Source organism: Haloplanus sp. GDY1 (assembly GCF_023703775.1).
Classification (GTDB): Archaea; Halobacteriota; Halobacteria; order Halobacteriales; family Haloferacaceae; genus Haloplanus; species Haloplanus halophilus.
In genome coordinates this window covers 1,045,576-1,061,721 of the sequence record NZ_CP098514.1, presented here as the reverse complement: position 1 = coordinate 1,061,721, position 16,146 = coordinate 1,045,576, and the positions used below count along the sequence as shown (strand labels likewise).

General features: G+C 70.6%; 16 protein-coding genes. 9 read left to right on the top strand and 7 right to left on the bottom strand.

The window, feature by feature from the left end:
* Positions 1-13: 13 nt before the first annotated feature.
* Positions 14-1,048 (top strand): presenilin family intramembrane aspartyl protease PSH, encoded by a 1,035-nt coding sequence (locus NBT67_RS05705; RefSeq protein ID WP_251343856.1) that lies wholly within the window; start codon positions 14-16, stop codon positions 1,046-1,048.
* On the opposite strand, the gene NBT67_RS05700 is transcribed toward NBT67_RS05705, so the two are convergent.
* Positions 1,045-1,509 (bottom strand): PUA domain-containing protein, encoded by a 465-nt coding sequence (locus NBT67_RS05700; protein WP_251343855.1) that lies wholly within the window; start codon positions 1,507-1,509, stop codon positions 1,045-1,047. The genes NBT67_RS05705 and NBT67_RS05700 overlap by 4 nt on opposite strands.
* A gap of 80 nt (positions 1,510-1,589) precedes the next feature.
* Between NBT67_RS05700 and NBT67_RS05695 the strand changes: the two genes are divergently transcribed.
* The 3 genes from NBT67_RS05695 to NBT67_RS05685 all read left to right on the top strand — a co-directional run bounded on the left by NBT67_RS05695 (position 1,590) and on the right by NBT67_RS05685 (position 4,812).
* Positions 1,590-2,432 carry an MBL fold metallo-hydrolase gene (locus tag NBT67_RS05695; RefSeq protein ID WP_251343853.1) on the top strand — a complete coding sequence of 281 codons (843 nt, stop codon included), beginning with the start codon at positions 1,590-1,592 and terminating at the stop codon, positions 2,430-2,432.
* A 163-nt stretch (positions 2,433-2,595) separates the two neighbouring features.
* On the top strand, positions 2,596-3,876 hold the full coding sequence (locus tag NBT67_RS05690) for a hypothetical protein (RefSeq protein ID WP_251343852.1): 1,281 nt from the start codon (positions 2,596-2,598) through the stop codon (positions 3,874-3,876).
* A 39-nt stretch (positions 3,877-3,915) separates the two neighbouring features.
* Positions 3,916-4,812: a phosphoribosyltransferase HisG-related protein gene (locus NBT67_RS05685; RefSeq protein WP_251343850.1), complete on the top strand. Its 897-nt coding sequence runs from the start codon at positions 3,916-3,918 to the stop codon at positions 4,810-4,812.
* Here the strand turns inward: NBT67_RS05685 and NBT67_RS05680 are convergent.
* Complete coding sequence (locus NBT67_RS05680; protein WP_251343849.1) at positions 4,809-5,792, bottom strand: transcription initiation factor IIB; 984 nt, start codon at positions 5,790-5,792, stop codon at positions 4,809-4,811. The two genes, NBT67_RS05685 and NBT67_RS05680, sit on opposite strands and share 4 nt — an antisense overlap.
* 196 nt (positions 5,793-5,988) lie before the next feature.
* Between NBT67_RS05680 and NBT67_RS05675 the strand changes: the two genes are divergently transcribed.
* Positions 5,989-6,801 carry a TrmB family transcriptional regulator gene (locus tag NBT67_RS05675; RefSeq protein WP_251343848.1) on the top strand — a complete coding sequence of 271 codons (813 nt, stop codon included), beginning with the start codon at positions 5,989-5,991 and terminating at the stop codon, positions 6,799-6,801.
* Here NBT67_RS05675 and panB read toward each other — a convergent pair.
* Both panB and NBT67_RS05665 read right to left on the bottom strand, forming a co-directional pair.
* A complete protein-coding gene (panB, locus tag NBT67_RS05670; protein ID WP_251343847.1) occupies positions 6,798-7,568 on the bottom strand; it encodes a 3-methyl-2-oxobutanoate hydroxymethyltransferase in 771 nt (256 codons plus the stop codon). The genes NBT67_RS05675 and panB overlap by 4 nt on opposite strands.
* Positions 7,569-7,607: 39 nt before the next feature.
* Positions 7,608-8,510: a ketopantoate reductase family protein gene (locus NBT67_RS05665; protein ID WP_251343846.1), complete on the bottom strand. Its 903-nt coding sequence runs from the start codon at positions 8,508-8,510 to the stop codon at positions 7,608-7,610.
* A 339-nt stretch (positions 8,511-8,849) separates the two neighbouring features.
* Here NBT67_RS05665 and NBT67_RS05660 point away from each other — a divergent pair, with 339 nt between their 5' ends.
* Entirely contained in the window at positions 8,850-9,137 is a 288-nt protein-coding gene (locus NBT67_RS05660; RefSeq protein ID WP_251343844.1) for a HalOD1 output domain-containing protein, read from the top strand.
* A 13-nt stretch (positions 9,138-9,150) separates the two neighbouring features.
* On the opposite strand, the gene NBT67_RS05655 is transcribed toward NBT67_RS05660, so the two are convergent.
* Entirely contained in the window at positions 9,151-9,756 is a 606-nt protein-coding gene (locus tag NBT67_RS05655) for a TetR/AcrR family transcriptional regulator (protein ID WP_251343842.1), read from the bottom strand.
* A 183-nt stretch (positions 9,757-9,939) separates the two neighbouring features.
* Here NBT67_RS05655 and NBT67_RS05650 point away from each other — a divergent pair, with 183 nt between their 5' ends.
* The 3 genes from NBT67_RS05650 to NBT67_RS05640 all read left to right on the top strand — a co-directional run bounded on the left by NBT67_RS05650 (position 9,940) and on the right by NBT67_RS05640 (position 14,938).
* A complete protein-coding gene (locus NBT67_RS05650; protein WP_251343840.1) occupies positions 9,940-11,574 on the top strand; it encodes a COG1361 S-layer family protein in 1,635 nt (544 codons plus the stop codon).
* A gap of 6 nt (positions 11,575-11,580) precedes the next feature.
* On the top strand, positions 11,581-14,112 hold the full coding sequence (locus NBT67_RS05645; protein ID WP_251343839.1) for an efflux RND transporter permease subunit: 2,532 nt from the start codon (positions 11,581-11,583) through the stop codon (positions 14,110-14,112).
* Positions 14,113-14,287: 175 nt separating this feature from the next.
* Positions 14,288-14,938 (top strand): chemotaxis protein CheW, encoded by a 651-nt coding sequence (locus NBT67_RS05640; RefSeq protein WP_251343838.1) that lies wholly within the window; start codon positions 14,288-14,290, stop codon positions 14,936-14,938.
* 6 nt (positions 14,939-14,944) lie between these two features.
* Here the strand turns inward: NBT67_RS05640 and NBT67_RS05635 are convergent, their stop codons facing one another.
* Both NBT67_RS05635 and NBT67_RS05630 read right to left on the bottom strand, forming a co-directional pair.
* Entirely contained in the window at positions 14,945-15,340 is a 396-nt protein-coding gene (locus NBT67_RS05635; RefSeq protein WP_251343837.1) for a DUF8057 family protein, read from the bottom strand.
* Between the two features lies 1 nt (position 15,341).
* Complete coding sequence (locus tag NBT67_RS05630) at positions 15,342-16,046, bottom strand: RAD55 family ATPase (RefSeq protein ID WP_251343836.1); 705 nt, start codon at positions 16,044-16,046, stop codon at positions 15,342-15,344.
* Between the last annotated feature and the right edge of the window lie 100 nt (positions 16,047-16,146).

Sequence of the window (16,146 nt, the reverse complement as noted above, 5' to 3'; positions counted from 1 at the left end):
CCAAGGGGCGGCCATGAACGCACGCGAGGCCCGCGGCGTCGCCGTCGCCGCGGTGCTGTTCTTGCTCGTCCAGGTCGGCGCGCTCGCGATGGTCGGTCCCTTCGAGACGGCCGGCTACCGGGCCGTCGAGGACCCCTCCGATCCGACCAACAGCCTCGTCTACTTCGCCGCCATCCTCGTCGCCACGGCCCTGATGCTCGCGGCGTTCAAGTACGCCTTCGAGCGGGCCGTCCGCGCCGTGGTCGTCCTCTCGGGCGCCCTCGTCTCGTGGTACGTCTTCAGCGTCGTCACCCCGCCGCTGGTCGTCGTCGGCCCCGTCAACCTCCTCGCCGTCGCCCTCTCTGCCGGCGTCGCCGTCGCCCTGCTGGTCTATCCCGAGTGGTACGTCGTCGACGGCGCCGGGGTCCTGATGGGCATCGGCGCCGGCGCGCTGTTCGGCATCAGCTTCGGGCTCCTGCCCGCGATCGTCCTCCTCTCCGTGCTGGCGGTGTACGACGCCGTCAGCGTCTACGGCACGCGCCACATGCTCAGCCTCGCCGAGGGCGTGATGGACCTCCGCATCCCCGTCATCCTCGTCGTCCCGCTCTCGCTCTCCTACTCCCTGCTGGAGGACGACTTCGGAGGCGCGAACGAGGTCCACGAGGACGCCGACGGGGGCGACGCGGCGGTGGACGGCGGCGAGGGCGACGCGGCGGACGACGCGACCGGTGACGACGGGGACGCCCCCGACGAGGGATCGGAGCGCGACGCCTTCTTCATCGGCCTCGGTGACGCCGTGATGCCGACGGTGATGGTCGCCAGCGGCGCCTTCTTCTCGCCGGCGCCGTCGCTCGGCGTCGCCGCGCTCCCCGCCCTCAACCTCCCCGCGCTCCTCGCGATGGTCGGCACGTTCCTCGGACTGGGCGTCCTGCTCCGGGCGGTGATGAAGGGCCGCGCCCACGCCGGCCTCCCCCTCCTGAACGGCGGCGCCATCGGCGGCTACCTCCTCGGATCGGTCCTCTCGGGCGTTCCGGTGGTCCGGGCGCTCGGCCTGGCGCCGTACCTCTAGTCCGCGCCCTCGCGGACCTTCACCGCCATCCCCGTCTCGAAGTCGCGCATGCCGTCGGCGGCGAGTTCCGCCCGCCCGACCGCCAGCAGGTGGCCCTCCGCGTGCACCACGGCCACCTCGTCACGGGGGCGCACGTCGTCGTCGACGTCCTGCACGAACTTCGCGAAGACGTTCTTGCCGTCGCGGACGAACGGTTCGCTCTCGGAGCCGACGACGACGCGGCCGCGGGGGGCATCGAGGGCGTCGATCAGCCGCCGGCCCCCTTCGAGGCCGAGCGTGAAGCGGCCGTCGGTGCCGTAGGAGACGAGGCGGCCGGCGTCGGCCCGGACCTGTCGCGGCCGACCGCTCGTCGAGTGGGCCACCGTCAGGTCCTCGGCCGGGGGAAAGAGTGCCCGGCCCGCGCCGGCGCCGAACTGGTAGTCGGCGACCGTCCGCAGACGCGGGAGTTCGTCGCGGGTCATGGCGGCCGTGGGGTGGCCGGGGGTAAAAGGCTCCCGGCGCTCACCGCAACGCTTAGCCCTCGACCGACCCCACGGCCGCTATGGCACACGAACTCGGCGAGAGCGACTGGGGGGACTGGCTGCCGACGGCCGTGGCCGAGGCCGACCCCGACACCGTCGCGGTCTGGTATCTCGGTTGTAACGGCTTCGTGCTCAAGGGATCGGGGGGAACGACGCTCTTCATCGACCCCTACTGTGGCCTCGGCGACCCGCCGCGGACGGTGCGAATGATCCCGGTTCCCTTCGACCCGACCGACGTGGTCGACGCGGACGCCGTCCTCGCGACGCACGAACACTCGGATCACGTCCACGGGCCGACGCAGGCGCCCATCCTCGCCGCGACGGGGGCGAACTACTACGCGCCCGACGCCAGCATGGCCGTCGTCGAGCGGACGGGGTGGATCGACGACTGGAGCGTCGTCGCCGAGCAGTTCGTCACCGTCACCGAGGACGAACAGTTCGACGTCGGGGAGTTCACGATCCACGTCGTCCCGGTGAACGACCCCGACGCCGACCACCCCGTCGGGTACGTGATCGAACACGACGCCGGGACGGTCTTCCACGGCGGCGACACCCGGCCCGCCGACACCTTTCCCGACCTCGCGGACCGCTTCGACATCGACCTCGGCGTCCTCGCGTTCGGGTCGGCGGGCACCCTCCTCGACAAGGAGACCCGCGAACCGAAGCGAACCGAGTGGTACGCGACCGAGAACGACGTCGTCCGCGCGGCGAACGACCTCGAACTCGACCGCCTGCTCCCGAGCCACTGGGACGTCTGGAAGGGGCTGAACGCCGATCCGACCGCCCTCCACCACCACGCGCGGAGCTTCCCCTACCCGGAGCGACTGGAGGTCGCCGAAATCGGCGACCGGGTCGACCTCTGAGCGCGCCGCCCCCGTCAGCGCACCGTCGGCACCGGCGCCGGACTCCCGGATCGTCGCCACCGTCCGCCGGCCGTCGGCGTCCCCGCGTTCGCGGCCGTCCGGGCGGCACGACGGGGGGCGAGCCGCCGGTTGTTTTATGCTACTACTGGGAAAGGTATGGCGCATGGCGAACGACCCAGGCCCCGAGACCCCGGTGTCCGTGTCCACGGGGGAGGTGCGCGTCGGAAAGGCCTTCGAGGCCGACCGGTTTCCGGTGCCGGCCATCGCCTTCGAGATCGAATCGCTCGCCGACGACCCGATCCGAATTCGACTCGTCGACCAGATCCCCGAGTCGTTCGCGATGGAGGGCGTCGGCTTCCACCCGGACTACGACAGCGACAACTGGACCGCCTACCGCGACCACCGGGTCGCCTACGAGCGGACCCTCGACCCGGGCGAGTCCGTCCTCACGGTGTACGGCATCCGGATCGACGACCCCGAGGAGGCCGACCCGTTCCTCGACGAACCGACGGTCGAGGTGATCGAACCGAACGACGTGACGGGCGGCACCGAGGACGTCCTCGGCCGGGAGACGACACAGGCCGTCCGCGACGCCCTCTCGGGCGAGGAGTCCGGGGACCTCTCGGAGCTGGCGTCGGACGCCGACGCGGAGCCCGAACCGCTCCTCGACGACGCCGACGCGGCCGAGGCTCCCGCTCCCCGCGACCGGGACCCCGACCCCACCGCCGTGCTCGGCGACCGGGACGAGGACGTGACCGCCGTCGAACGCGGGCCGGACGCGGAAAAGGAGGAGGAGGAGCGGGAGGCCGTCCCCTCCGCCGACGCCGCGGAGACGCTCGATCCCCGGTCCGTCGCGGCCGCCCCGGCCGACGCGGACGACGCGACCGGTGACGACGGGGACGCGGCCGCCGGTGCCCCCGCGGCGGCGCCCGGATCCGTCGCGGCCGCCCTCGCCGCCGAGATCCGCGATGGGTCGGTCGACGACGACGACCTCGCGGTCCTGCACGAGGCGTTCGAGGGGGAGGTGCCGACGAGCGTCGACGTGCGCGTCGGCCGCCTCCAGTCCCAGGTCGAGGACGTCCTCGCCTACCGCGACGCGCTCGCGGACTTCCTCGACGAGAACGGCACCGCGGAGGAGGTGCTGGGCGACGTGAGCGAGGAGGTGAGCGAACTGAACGACCGGGTCGACGCCCTCGACGAGTCGCTGTCGGCCGCCGCCGACGACCGCGAGAGTCTGCACGCGGAGGTCGGCGAGGTGGCCGACCGGGTCGACGACGTGGCGGCGGACGTCGACCGGATCGACGCCCGACTCGAGCGCCTCGACGAGCGGCTGACCGCCGTCGAGGCGCTGGAGGAGGACGTCGAGGCGGTCCGCTCGGAACTGGAGGACCTGCGGTCGTTCCGCGACCGACTCAGCAGCGCCTTCGGCCCCGGCGAGGAGTAAAGCGCAATCGGTAAAGCCCGCGCCCACCTCGTCCCGACAATGACCGAGACGGTTCGGGTCGCCGTTCCACGCAAGGGGCGCCCGCTGGAGGCGGTTCTCGAACGGTTCGCCGCCGTCGCCGGCGCCGACGACCTGGCTGACGACGTTTCCTCGACGCTCCGGTACGAGAAGGCGGTCACCAAGGGTCGGACGGCCGCCGACCGCGACGTGTACGAACGGCTGGCGGCGTACAGCGACCTCTCGGACCCGACGGCCCCGGAGTACACCCTGCTGCGCGACGACCGGGAGGGCAAACCCCGGCGCATCGTCTTCGACAGCGTGACCGTCGACGCGGCGGGCGTGACGGTCGAGTTGATCGGCCGCGAGGAGCCGTTCCGCGCGCTCCGCACCCACGAGTTCGGCCTCGGCTTCGACAGCGCCGACCTCGTCCTGGAGGAGGTGGTCACCCTCGACGAGACGGGCGTCGAGTCCATCGCGGACGTGAACGCCCGGATCGACCCCCGGGACACCGACGTCCGGATCGTGAGCGGTCTCGGTGACACGGTGTATCACACGCTGCTCGCGACGCCGGAGGTCCTGCCGGCCGGCGCCGACCTCGACCGGGAGTTCGTCGCCGACTACGCGGGACCGCTCTGCATCTCGCCGCGCTACGAACGCCTCGTGCGGGCGGTCCTCGGGACGGACGCCCTCGACGACGTGCGCTTCACGTATCCCGATTCGGCCGTCGAGGAGGAGGCCGCCATCGCCGAGACGGGCCTCGGGATCTATCTCACGATGACGGGGTCGACCGCGCGGGACCACGGGCTGGTCGTCGGCGAGGACCTGTTCCCGAGCGAGACGGTGTTGATGGAGAACGTCGCGGAGACGAACGGCGCCGCCGAGCGGCTCGAAACCGAACTGGCGGCCGCGGATCTGGAGACGGCGATCCGCCCCTAGGCGGCGCGGGCCGCGTCCGGGTCGGTTCCGGCCTCCAGCAACTCGGTGTACCGGTTGCGAACCGTCACCTCGGAGACGTCGCTCACCGAGCACACCTCCTTCTGGGTCACCTTCTCGCCCTCGAGGATGGAGGCGGCGTAGAGCGCGGCGGCCGCGAGGCCGACCGGGCTCTTGCCGCTGTGGACGCCGTTCTCCATGCCCTCCTCGAGGAGCGAGCGAGCGCGGGTCTTGGTCTCGCCGTCGATGTCGAGGTCGGAGGCGAACCGCGGCAGGTACTCCAGCGGGTTCGCGGGTTCGATGGCGAGGCCGAGTTCCCGGACGATGTAGCGATAGGCCCGCGAGAACTCCTTGCGGTCGACCCGGCTGACGGGTTCGAACTCGTCGAGGCTCCGCGGGACCGAGGCCTGCCGGGCGGCGGCGTAGAGCGACGCCGTCGCCATCGCCTCGATGGAGCGGCCACGGAGCAGGTCGTCCTCGAGCGCCCGCCGGTAGACCACGCTCGCCGTCTCGCGGACGTTCTCGGGCAGGCCGAGCGCCGAGGACATCCGATCGATTTCGCCGAGCGCCTGCTTCAGGTTGCGCTCCTGGGCGCTCTTCGACCGGAACCGCTCGTCCCAGGTCCGGAGGCGCTGCAGTTTCCGCCGCTTGCTCCCGTCGATGGCCCGGCCCTTGGCGTCCCGGTCCTGCCAGTCGATGACCGAGGAGAGGCCGTCGTCGTGGAGGAGCTTGGTCGTCGGGGCACCGACCCGGCTCTTCTCCGCGCGCTCGCTAGAGTCGAAGGCCCGCCACTCGGGTCCGTGGTCGATCTCGTCCGCCTCGACGACCAGGCCACACGACTCACACACCGTCTCGCCGCGTGCCTCGTCGGCGACGAGCGCCGCGTCACACTCCGGGCAACTGCGCTCGTTCGTCTCCTTGGCGTCGGTCGTCGCGTGCTGTTCCCCGCCGACCTCTCGGAGGGAGTGGGGCTGCTGGCTCATGGTTGTCGGTCGCGGCGCGAGGCCGCGGTGTCGCCTCTCGATCCCATCGTACGTCTGGTAGTATCTTAATAGTTTCTACTATGTTTTGATTCGGATCGAAACAGACTGTGCGGGGCGTCCACACGCACCTCGCGGCGGACCCGACTCTTTTTGGTGGTGTCATCCTAACCGGGGAGCGACACGGGAGACGCTCGTCGTGACCCAACACACATCTTCGGACGCCGGCACCGACTCGCTCGTCGAGGAGGCGGTGGGAACGCTCCGGACGTTCGAACTCACCGAGTACGAGGCGAAATGTTTCGTGGCGCTCACGCGCCTGCGCGAGGGGACGGCGAAGGAGGTGAGCGAGGTGGCGGACGTGCCGCGCGCCCGCATCTACGACAGCATGGACGCGCTCCAGGACCGGGGTCTCGTGAGCGTCCAGGAGTCCAAGCCGCGCCGGTTCCGGGCGGTCTCGCCGCGCGAGGCCGTCGAACTGCTGGAACAGGAGTGCCGGAGCCGCCTCGACCGTCTCGGGGCCATCCTCCCCCGTCTCGGGTCGCCGGATCGCTCCACCGGCGCCGGCGAGGTGTGGACGATGGAGGGGGAAACTGCCGTCTCGGAGCGGCTGGCGACGCTCGTCGGCGATGCCGACGAGGAGGTGTTGCTGGCCCTGGCGGTCGACGCGCTCCTCGGCGAGGACCTGGTCGGCGCCCTCGTCGACGCGCTCGACGGCGGCGTCGAGGTGACCGTCGGCTCCCCGGACGAGTCGATCCGCGACCGACTCGGGGACGCCCTCGACGGCGCCGACGTGGTCGAGACCTGGACCTGGTGGGAGTCGGTCCCCATCGAACCGGGCGCGGTCACGAGCGTCTGCATGGTCGACGGGGACGCCCTCCTCGTCAGCGCGGACGCCGCGACGGACCTGCCCGGCGTCCGCAAGCACCGCGCGGTCTGGACCGACAGCGCCGAGGCGCCCGTCGTCGGGCTGATGCGCCCGCTGCTCGCGACGGCGATCCGCGGGGACTAGGGGAACTCCCCGCCCTCGACAGCGTCGCGGTACGCCGCCACCGCGTCGGCGATCTCCCCACGCACGTCGCCGAACTCCTCGGCGAAGGGCGGCGTCGACTCCGAGAGCCCGATCACGTCAGTCAACACGAGCACCTGCCCGTCCGTCTCGGGGCCGGCCCCGATGCCGATCACCGGCACGTCGAGATCCGCGGTCACCTCGGCGGCCAGGTCGTCGGGGACGTGTTCGATCACCAGCGAGAACGCCCCTGCCTCCTCGTGGCGCCGCGCGAGTTCGCGGATCTCCCGGGCCTCGTCCTCGGTCGTGCCCTGTCGGGTGTAGCCGCCCACCTCGTTGAGTCGCTGCGGCGTCAACCCGAGGTGGGCCATCACCGGGATCCCGAGGTCGACCAGCCGCTCGGTCAGCCCGACCGTGTGGGGACCGGATTCGATCTTGACCGCGTTCGCTCCCGCCTCCTTGATCAGCCGCCCCGCGTTCTCGACCCCCTCGCCGTCGGTCGTCCCGTAGCTCAGAAAGGGCATGTCGGCGACGACGAGCGCGTCCTCGGTCGCCCGGGCCACCGCGCCCGTGTGACTCGCCACCTCCTCCATCGTCACCGGGAGCGTCGAGTCGTAGCCGAGGACGGCGTTGCCCATGCTGTCTCCGACCAGAATCACGTCGATCCCGGCCGCGTCGACGATTCCAGCCGTCGGCGCGTCGTACGCCGTCAGCATCGTCAGCGGTTCCCCGTCCGCCGACGCCTGCCGGATCTCCTGTACCGTTGGCATCGTCACCCGACTCGGCCGCCGGGGAATTAACGATACCCCTTAGACCTCCGCGCCGGCCTCCCACCCCCGGATCAGCGTCGCGAGCGTTCGGTTGACCGGGACCGATTCCTCCTCCTCCGCCGCCCGGTCGACCACGTAGCCGTTGATCGCGTCGACCTCCGTCCGGCGGCCGGCCGCCACGTCCTGGTGCATCGACGAGCGGTTCCGCGCCGTGTCGCGGGCGACGTCCGCGATGGCCTCGGTCACCGCCGAGTCCGACAGCGACGCGCCGGCGGCGCGTGCGACCCGCGCCGCCTCCACGCCCGCCGCCGTCGCGAGGTCGAACAGGTCGCCCGGCGGCGCCAGCGCCCCGTTCTCCACCCGAGCCAGCGCCGTGACGGGGTTGATTCCCGCGTTGATCGCCAGTTTCTCCCAGAGCAGCCCCCGCGCGTCGGTCGTCACCGCCGCGTCGACGCCGGCCGCGCGGAACGCCGCGACGACGCGCTCGGCGGCGTTGACGCCGTCGTCGGGCCGCCAGGGGCCGACCGTGACCGACCCCCGGCCCAGCCACTCGACGTGACCGGGGCCGGCCAGTCGCGCCCCGCAGGTCGTCGTCCCGGCGAGGACCGGCGCGTCGAGGTGGGTGGCGAGGACCTCCTCGTTGCCCATGCCGTTCTGGAGCGAACACGCGACGCTCACGTCGCCGGCCGCGAGGGCACGGGCCGCGGCCTCGGTGTCGTAGGCCTTGACCGTCACGAGCGCGAGGTCCGCGCTCGCATCCCGCCCGTCCGTCGTCGCCGCCGGCCGGGCGTCGCGCTCCTCGACGCCCGTGATCCGGAGCCCCCGCTCCCTGACCGCCGCGATGTGGGGGTCGCGACCCACGAGCGTCACGTCGTGTGCCCCCGCCAGCAGCCCCCCCAGGAGGCTCCCGAGGCTGCCGGCGCCGAAGATCAGGATCTCCATCCGACGCTCCCGTTCCCCGCCCCTCGACCCGTCGGGCGACGAACCTCGCCCCGCCCGAGCGGTCGTGCCGCTCGGTCCCTCGGGTGGCTCGATCCGCCGGCTCGCTCGGGGGGCGGGTCGCGGCGGCCGACGGCGAGGCGCGTGCGGTTCCGTCGCGGGCGGGTGGCGTCACCCACCGCCCGTGCGCCCGACGCGGCGAAGTCCTCCAGTGTCATCGCTCGCCCCGGGGATTCTCCACCCCGGCAAATGAGTGTTGGTGCCGCGGCGGCCGACGGCGAAGAATATCACGGTTGATAATTCCGCCAGTAGAGTTATGTAGCGTGATGCGAAGATGGTGGTATGTCCGCGACGAGCGACGAAAGTGTACGGATGGGGTCGACCCCTCACCGCGCGGAGATCGACTGGGATCGACGCGAGCCGGTGAGTTTCACCGTGCAGGCCGCCCTCGGTGACGTCGAAAACTGTGACCCGGTCGACCTCGATCCGCTCGCGGATTACGTCGATCCGGACGCGCTGGAGGCCTTCTTCAGGGGCACTCCCGCCGAACTGTCGGAGCGAAGCCTCACGTTCGAGTACGAGGACCACACCGTCCACGTCGACGGCGCCGGCCAGGTCGTCGTCGAGTAGTCTCCGACTCTCCTCACCGCAGCACGCGCGCCTCGAGGTACGCGTCCAGTTCCCGCCGGACGTCGGCGACGTCGACCGCTTCGTCGGTCGTCGCCCGCCGGACCGTCGCGCCGCTCATGACCGTGAGGACGAACTCGGCGACCACGTCGGGGTCGACCGGCCGGTAGACGCCCTCGTCGATGCCGCGGTCGACGATGGCCGCGAGGTCCCGTCGGAACGTGCGGTCGTTGGCCGAGAAGTACTCCCGGAACACGCGGTTGTGAGGGGACTGCCCCCGGAGTTCGACCATCACGTCGGTGAGTTCGGCGCGCTCGGCGTCGCGGTCGGGGGCCAGCACGAAATCGAGGACGGTCCGCAGGCAGTCGTCGGCGTCCTCGGTCGTCGGCTGGGGCATCTGTGATTTGAGGTGATCGAGCAGGAACTCCAGCAGCGCCACCAGCACCTCGTCCTTGCCGTCGTAATGTTGGTAGATGAGCGACTTGCTCTTGGGGAACTCGTCGCCGATCCGCTGGATCGTCAGGTTCTCGTACCCGTGTTCGATCAGCGCCTCGTAGGTCGCGCGCATGATGGCCGCCCGCGTGTCCGCCGGGGCGGCGTCGAATGGGGGTTCGAACGCCACGGTGACTGAACGTTCGTTCACAAGATATATAGCTCGTTCCCTCTACGTCCCCCGTAGACGCAGTTCCGGGAAGACGCGCCGACGGAGCGACCGTCCTCGGTCCCCACACCTGCGTGACTCGCCTCGGCCACTCTGCCGTAGCTCTCGGGACGGCGAAACGCTACCGACGGTACAACACCACTCATGCAAGCCACACACCGGAACCTCCTCCTCGCCGCCCTCGTCGTCGTCGGGGCCGTCGCCGCCACCGGCGTCGCCGCCGGGCAGTCCTCCTCCGGCACCGTCATCGGACGGCCGGACATCGACGTGTTCACCTCGACGACCGAAGTCGAACCGGGCACGCGAACCGAACTCGACCTCGTCCTCTCGAACGACGGCCGATTGAGCCGCGGCGGCCCGGCCCAGTACGAGGACCGCGTCACCACCGCCCGCGGCGTGTCCATCGACGTCGAAGACGGGGAGACGCCCTTCGAGATCAACACCGGACGCGTCGCCGTCGGCGACGTCCCCCGCGGCACCACGACGGCCGACCCCGTCTCCATTACCGTCCCCGAGGACGTCGAGCCGGGTCGGTATCGAGTCCCCGTCACCGTCTCCTACGCCTACACGGTGAGCGTCGAGTACAGCGCCGTCGGCTCCCCCCAGTACAACGACCTCACCCGCGAGACGACGACGTACGTCACCCTCCGGGTCCGCGATCAGCCGCAGTTCGAGGTGGTGGACACCGAGGCGACGGCACAGATCGGTGACACCGGCACGCTCTCGGTCGAACTCCGCAACGACGGGACGCGACCGGCCGGCGACGCGAGCGTCGTCCTGACGTCGCCGACGGACGAACTCACCTTCGGTAGCGGCTCCGAGTCCTCCACTGGATACGTCGGCGCCTGGGAGCCCGGCACGAACGAGACGGTCGAGTACACCGTCTCCTTCGCCGACGACGCGGCGCTCCGGAACTACAGCCTGACCGCGTCCGTCGAGTACGAGGACACGGACGGCATCGCCCGCACCTCGAACCCGATGGCGGTCGGCCTCCACCCCGAACGCGAACAGGCCTTCGCGCTCCGCGACGCGGACGCCACCCTCCGGGTCGGCGAGGAGGGGACCTTCTCCGGCACCGTCGTCAACCGCGGCCCCGACACGGCCCGAGGGCCGGTAGTCGAGTTCCGGTCGACCAACCCGAACGTCAACGTCGAGTCACACGAGTACGCCCTCGAAACGCTCGCCCCCGACGAGTCCGGGGAATTCGAGTTCGACGTCGCGATCAGCGACGGCGCGAGCGCCACCACCCAGCAGTTCAACGTCTCCGTCCGGTACCGCAACGACCGCGGCGACGTCCGCCGGAGCGACGCGCTCGAACACCGGGTGGTCGTCGCCCCGCCGCGCGACCGGTTCGACGTCGAGGCGGTCAACCGCACCGTCGTCGCGGGGGAAACGACGACGCTCGACATCCGGGTGACCAACCGTGGCGACGAACCCCTGCGCGACATCGAGGCCAAGGCGTTCGTCCAGTCGCCGCTCGCCAGCGGCGACGACGAGGCCATCGTCCCGGCGCTCGACCCCGGCGAGACGGCCACCATCACCGTCGGCCTGAGCACGAGCGCGAACGCCCTCGAGAAGCGATACCCCGTCTCGCTCGACTTCCAGTACGAACTCCCGGACGGCGACACGCAGGTATCCGGCTCCTACCGGATGCCGGTGACGGTCGAGCGCCGGCAGAGCGGAGGCCTTCCCTTCCTGCCGATCACCGTCGGCGCCGTCGCCGTCGTCGGCCTGGGGCTGCTGGTTCGATACCGACGGGGCGAGGACGGGAGCGACTGACGGACGGTGCCCCCGAGCATCGACGACGTTCGGATCGACGCTCAGCGGTTCGTCGACGCCCTCGACGCGTGGATCGTCGACCGCCCCGGCCGGGTCGTCCTCCTCTTTCTCCTGATCTCGGGCCTGTTCGTCGTCGGCCTCGGCGGCGGCGGCACCGACTCCGGGACCGACCAGTTCACAGAGGACGTGCCCGCCGAGGAGGCGCTCCAGGAGGTCACCGACAACTTCGAGCGGATCACCTTCGGGGCCGACACCGGAACGACGCAGCTGATCCAGTCGGGGACGAACGTCCTCTCGAAGCCCGAACTGCTACGGATGCTGGAGGCCCAGCAGCGCCTCGCCGACCACCCCGACCTCCAGGTCGAGGGGACGACGAGCGTCGCCCGGTCGGTCGCGCGGACGCTCGACCCGTCCGCGGACTCCATCGAGGACGAGATCCGGGCGGTGGAGCGGTCGACGCCCGGCGAGATCGACCGGGCGGTGCGGGCCACCGTCGCGGACGACCCCGGCCTCCGGACCCTCCTCGGCGACGACTACAACGCCCGCTCGGCGTCGGCGTCCGCGACCATCGGCACCGTCACTCACCGCCTCCCCGGCGGCGCGAGCGACGGGCCGGGGACGAGCGGATCGAACCCGCTCACCGCCATCCAACTCCAGGCCGAATACGTCGTCTCCTCCGTCGGCGGCGACATCACCGTCTTCGGGAGCGGCATCACGAGCGAGGAACTCGGTAACGTCATCAACGACTCGCTCGGACTCGTCATCCCGGCGGCGCTCGCACTCATCCTGCTCTTCCTGATCGTCGCGTACCGGGACCCGGTCGACCTGCTGCTCGGCCTCGTCGCCCTCGGGATGACGATGCTCTGGACGTTCGGCTTCATGGGGCTGGCGGGCATCGCCTTCTCCCAGTTGCTCGTCGCCATCCCCCCGCTGTTGCTCGCGGTGGGCATCGACTTCGGCATCCACGCCATCAACCGCTACCGCGAGGAACACGTCGGCGACACGAGCGTCCGGGAGGCGATGCGGGTCGCCACGGACCAGCTGGTCGTCGCCTTCTTCATCGTCACCGGAACGACCGTCCTCGGGTTCGCGGCCAACCTCAGCAGCGGGCTGAGTTCGATCCGCGAACTCGGAATCGTCGCCGCCGTCGGCATCGTCTTCACCTTCTTCGTGTTCGGCGTCTTCCTCCCGGCGACGAAGGTGTTGGCCGACCGCTGGCGGGAGCGCCTCGGCGTCCCGGAGTTCGGGTCGGCGGCGCTCGGCTCCGAGCGCTCCCTGCTCGGTCGGGTGCTGCCCGTCGGCGTTCGGATCGCCCGGACGACCCCGCGGGTCTTCCTCGTCGTCGTCCTCGTCTCCACCGCCGTCATGGGGCAGTACGGCGCCGGCGTCGACAGCCGGTTCACGCAGGACGACTTCCTGCCGCCCGAGGAGCCGCCGGCGTATCTCGACTACGTGCCCGAACCGTTCCGCCCCGGCGACTACACCGTCACCGAGACGACGAACTTCCTCGAACGCAACTTCCAGACCGGGGAGGAGGACACCACGACCGTCTACGTCGAGGGGTCGCTGTACCGGGATTACGCCCTCGAAGCGCTCTGGCGGGCGGGCGACGACCCGCCCGACAGCTTCGTCACGGACGACGGTCACGCACGCGAGACGAGCATCGTGACCGTCATCCGCGAGTACGCCGACAGAAACCCCGAGTTCGCGGCGCTCGTCGAGCGCAACGACCGGAACGACAACGGCATCCCGGACGACGACCTGCGGACCGTCTACGCCGCCCTGCTCGACTCGCCGGCGCGTGACCGCGCGCTGAACTATCTCACCGACGACTACACGAGCGCGCGGATCGTCTACTCCGTCGAGGCGGACGCGACGCAGGAGGCGGTCACCGAGGACACCAGACAGGTGGCCGACCGGATGCGCTTCGAGGCGACGGCCACCGGTGGCGTCATCGTCCTGAAGGCGGTGTCGGACGTGATCGGTCAGTCCGCGTTCCGGAGCCTGGTCATCGCGCTCGTCGCTGCGGCCGGGTTCCTCGTGCTGGTGTACGCGGCCCTGGAGGGTCGGCCGTCGCTGGGGCTGGCGAACGTCCTCCCCATCGCCGTGACCGTGGCGGCGCTGGCCTCGACGATGCGCTATCTCGACATCCCGTTCAACGTCCTCACGGGGACGAGCCTCTCCATCGCCATCGGCCTCGGCATCGACTACTCGGCGCACCTCCTCCATCGCTTCGTCGAGGAGTACGACGTCGCGACGAACGTCGACGACGCCCTCCTCGCCACCGTGCGGGGGACCGGCGGTGCCCTCACCGGGAGCATGCTGACGACCGTCTCGGGGCTCGGCGTGCTCTGGCTCGCCATCTCGCCCATCCTCGGCCAGTTCGGCCTCCTGATCGCGTTGAGCGTGCTCTACTCGTACCTCTCGTCGATCCTCGTCCTGCCGACGACGCTCGTCCTCTGGGACCGGTACGTCGCGTCGGGAGCGGGCCGGGACCGCTCGCTCGGCCGCGACGTCGAGGGGTCGGCGACCGACTGAGGTGGAATCGCCGTCCGTCGACGAGGAGTATCACTCCTGAGAACCCGACGCCCGAATTTATTAGGGGGTGAGGTAAACGTCGGGACGTCGATCACATGACGGCAGAACCGATCACGGCCCGGACGGCGTGGCCGACACGCCCGGGCGAGGCGTCCGGACGCACGGAGGCGCGGCCATGAGCGACGGGGAGGGGACGTCGGAACCGGAGACGGCCGACGACGCCGACGAGGCGGCCCTCGACGACCAGATCGAGGCCGCGCTGAGCGAACTCGACGCCCCCGACGTCGACGACGCGGGGGACGCGGGGGACGCGGGGGACGCGCCGACCGACGATCCGGGGGTCCCGGCGATCGACGGCGACGCGGACGACGGGACCGAGGACGGGTCGGGGACGGACGACGAGGAGACCGTCTCGGTCCTGGAGTTCGTCCTCGGCGACGAGCGCTACTGTCTGGACATCTCCTTCATCGAACAGATCGTGGAGCGGGGGACTGTGACGCGGATCCCGAACGCACCCCCCTTCGTCGAGGGGGTGATCGACCTGCGTGGCGACATCACGACGGTCATCGACCCCAAGGAGACGCTGGCGGCCGAGGACGACGACGACGGCGACCTGATCGTCGTCTTCGACTCCGAGCGGATGGACGACGAGTGGAGCGTCGGCTGGGCCGTCGACGGCGTGCGGCGCGTCTCGACCGTCTCACTGGCGGAGGTCAAGGAGTCCCCGGTCGACGAACCGTGGATCAACGGCGTCGTCAAACGCGACGAGGACGGCGAGTTCGTCATCTGGACGGAGCCGGGCGAACTCATGCGGGCGGACGGCTGAGCCGCCTCAGCGCCGCCGGAGGAAGGCGGGCAGCCGAATCCGATCCAGCCCGTCCTCGGGAACCGCCGTCGGCTCCGGCCGCGAGAACATGCCCGGCGGCCCCTCGCTCGACCCGCGTCGCCCGTCGCGGGTCCCGGACGCGGCGTCGGCCTCGACGACGAGGTCCTCCCACACCGCCGACGGCTCCTCCGTCGCCCGTCCGGAGGCCTTGCGGCGACCCTCCTCGTAGGACAGTTCGATCAGGCTCCGCTCGTAGGTGGTCTCGCCGGCCTCGCGCACCCGCTCGTACTCCTCCCGGTTCGGTTCGCCGAGGCTCCGGGCCACGCCGAGGGCGAACGCGCGCTCGAGTGCGTCCGCCTTGTCGAGGTCGTCCCACTCGGTGTCGAACTCGGAGTCGTACATGTCAGGCTTCGACCTTCCGCCCGGGACGGACGTGGAGGCCGTCGTCGTCGAACTCGATGGCGTGGATGTTGCTGTCGACCTCCGTCCCTCGCATCTTGACGATCTGGACCCCGCGGTGCATCCCGCCGCCCTCCAGGTAGTTGTGCATGAAGATCACGCCGTGTGCGAGGTAGTGTTCGTCGGCGTAGGAGGTGGGGTCGGTCATCTCGGAGATGAGCAGCGTCGTGGCGTCGACCCGCTTCAGCGAGGTGAGAAACTGGACGAACGCCTCGTGGTTGTCGGGGTAGAAGTACTGCAGAATCATCGTCGAGTCGATGACCAGTCGGTCGATCTCGCGGGAGTTGATGAACCCGACGAGGCGGTTCGTCATGTTCTTCACGCCCGATGAGAAGTCGTTGCCGCCCGGCCCCTTCAGGAGTCGCTTGGCGTTGGAGTCGAAGACGTTCCGAAACTGGAGCTTCCCCGAGCGAGCCGCTTTCTCGAAGCCGAACTCGTAGCCGCCCATGTCGTGGACCAGCTCCTCCTCCGTCTCGTGCATGCTCAGAAAGAGGCACTTCTCCCCGGCACGTGCCCCCTCGGTGACGAACTGCGAGGAGAACGTCGTCTTCCCGCTTCCCGGCGGGCCGCTGAGGATGTACAACCGATCCCGGAGGAGTCCCCCGTCGACGAGTTCGTCGAAACCGTCCACGCCGGTGGAAAGCCTCATCGTCCGCAGGTGACCGGGCCGGGTGAAATAGATTGCGCCGAGTTCTCAGGAGTGAAAATCGGCGTCGCAGACCCGGGATCCCCCGACGTCCGTCGCCGTT

Excerpts from the sequence above, each read along its gene's own strand:
- NBT67_RS05705 (WP_251343856.1), top strand. The coding sequence starts at position 14 with ATGAACGCACGCGAGGCCCGCGGCGTCGCCGTCGCCGCGGTGCTGTTC.
- NBT67_RS05700 (WP_251343855.1), bottom strand. The coding sequence starts at position 1,509 with ATGACCCGCGACGAACTCCCGCGTCTGCGGACGGTCGCCGACTACCAG.
- NBT67_RS05695 (WP_251343853.1), top strand. The coding sequence starts at position 1,590 with ATGGCACACGAACTCGGCGAGAGCGACTGGGGGGACTGGCTGCCGACG.
- NBT67_RS05690 (WP_251343852.1), top strand. The coding sequence starts at position 2,596 with ATGGCGAACGACCCAGGCCCCGAGACCCCGGTGTCCGTGTCCACGGGG.
- NBT67_RS05685 (WP_251343850.1), top strand. The coding sequence starts at position 3,916 with ATGACCGAGACGGTTCGGGTCGCCGTTCCACGCAAGGGGCGCCCGCTG.
- NBT67_RS05680 (WP_251343849.1), bottom strand. The coding sequence starts at position 5,792 with ATGAGCCAGCAGCCCCACTCCCTCCGAGAGGTCGGCGGGGAACAGCAC.
- panB (WP_251343847.1), bottom strand. The coding sequence starts at position 7,568 with ATGCCAACGGTACAGGAGATCCGGCAGGCGTCGGCGGACGGGGAACCG.
- NBT67_RS05665 (WP_251343846.1), bottom strand. The coding sequence starts at position 8,510 with ATGGAGATCCTGATCTTCGGCGCCGGCAGCCTCGGGAGCCTCCTGGGG.
- NBT67_RS05660 (WP_251343844.1), top strand. The coding sequence starts at position 8,850 with ATGTCCGCGACGAGCGACGAAAGTGTACGGATGGGGTCGACCCCTCAC.
- NBT67_RS05650 (WP_251343840.1), top strand. The coding sequence starts at position 9,940 with ATGCAAGCCACACACCGGAACCTCCTCCTCGCCGCCCTCGTCGTCGTC.
- NBT67_RS05640 (WP_251343838.1), top strand. The coding sequence starts at position 14,288 with ATGAGCGACGGGGAGGGGACGTCGGAACCGGAGACGGCCGACGACGCC.
- NBT67_RS05635 (WP_251343837.1), bottom strand. The coding sequence starts at position 15,340 with ATGTACGACTCCGAGTTCGACACCGAGTGGGACGACCTCGACAAGGCG.
- NBT67_RS05630 (WP_251343836.1), bottom strand. The coding sequence starts at position 16,046 with ATGAGGCTTTCCACCGGCGTGGACGGTTTCGACGAACTCGTCGACGGG.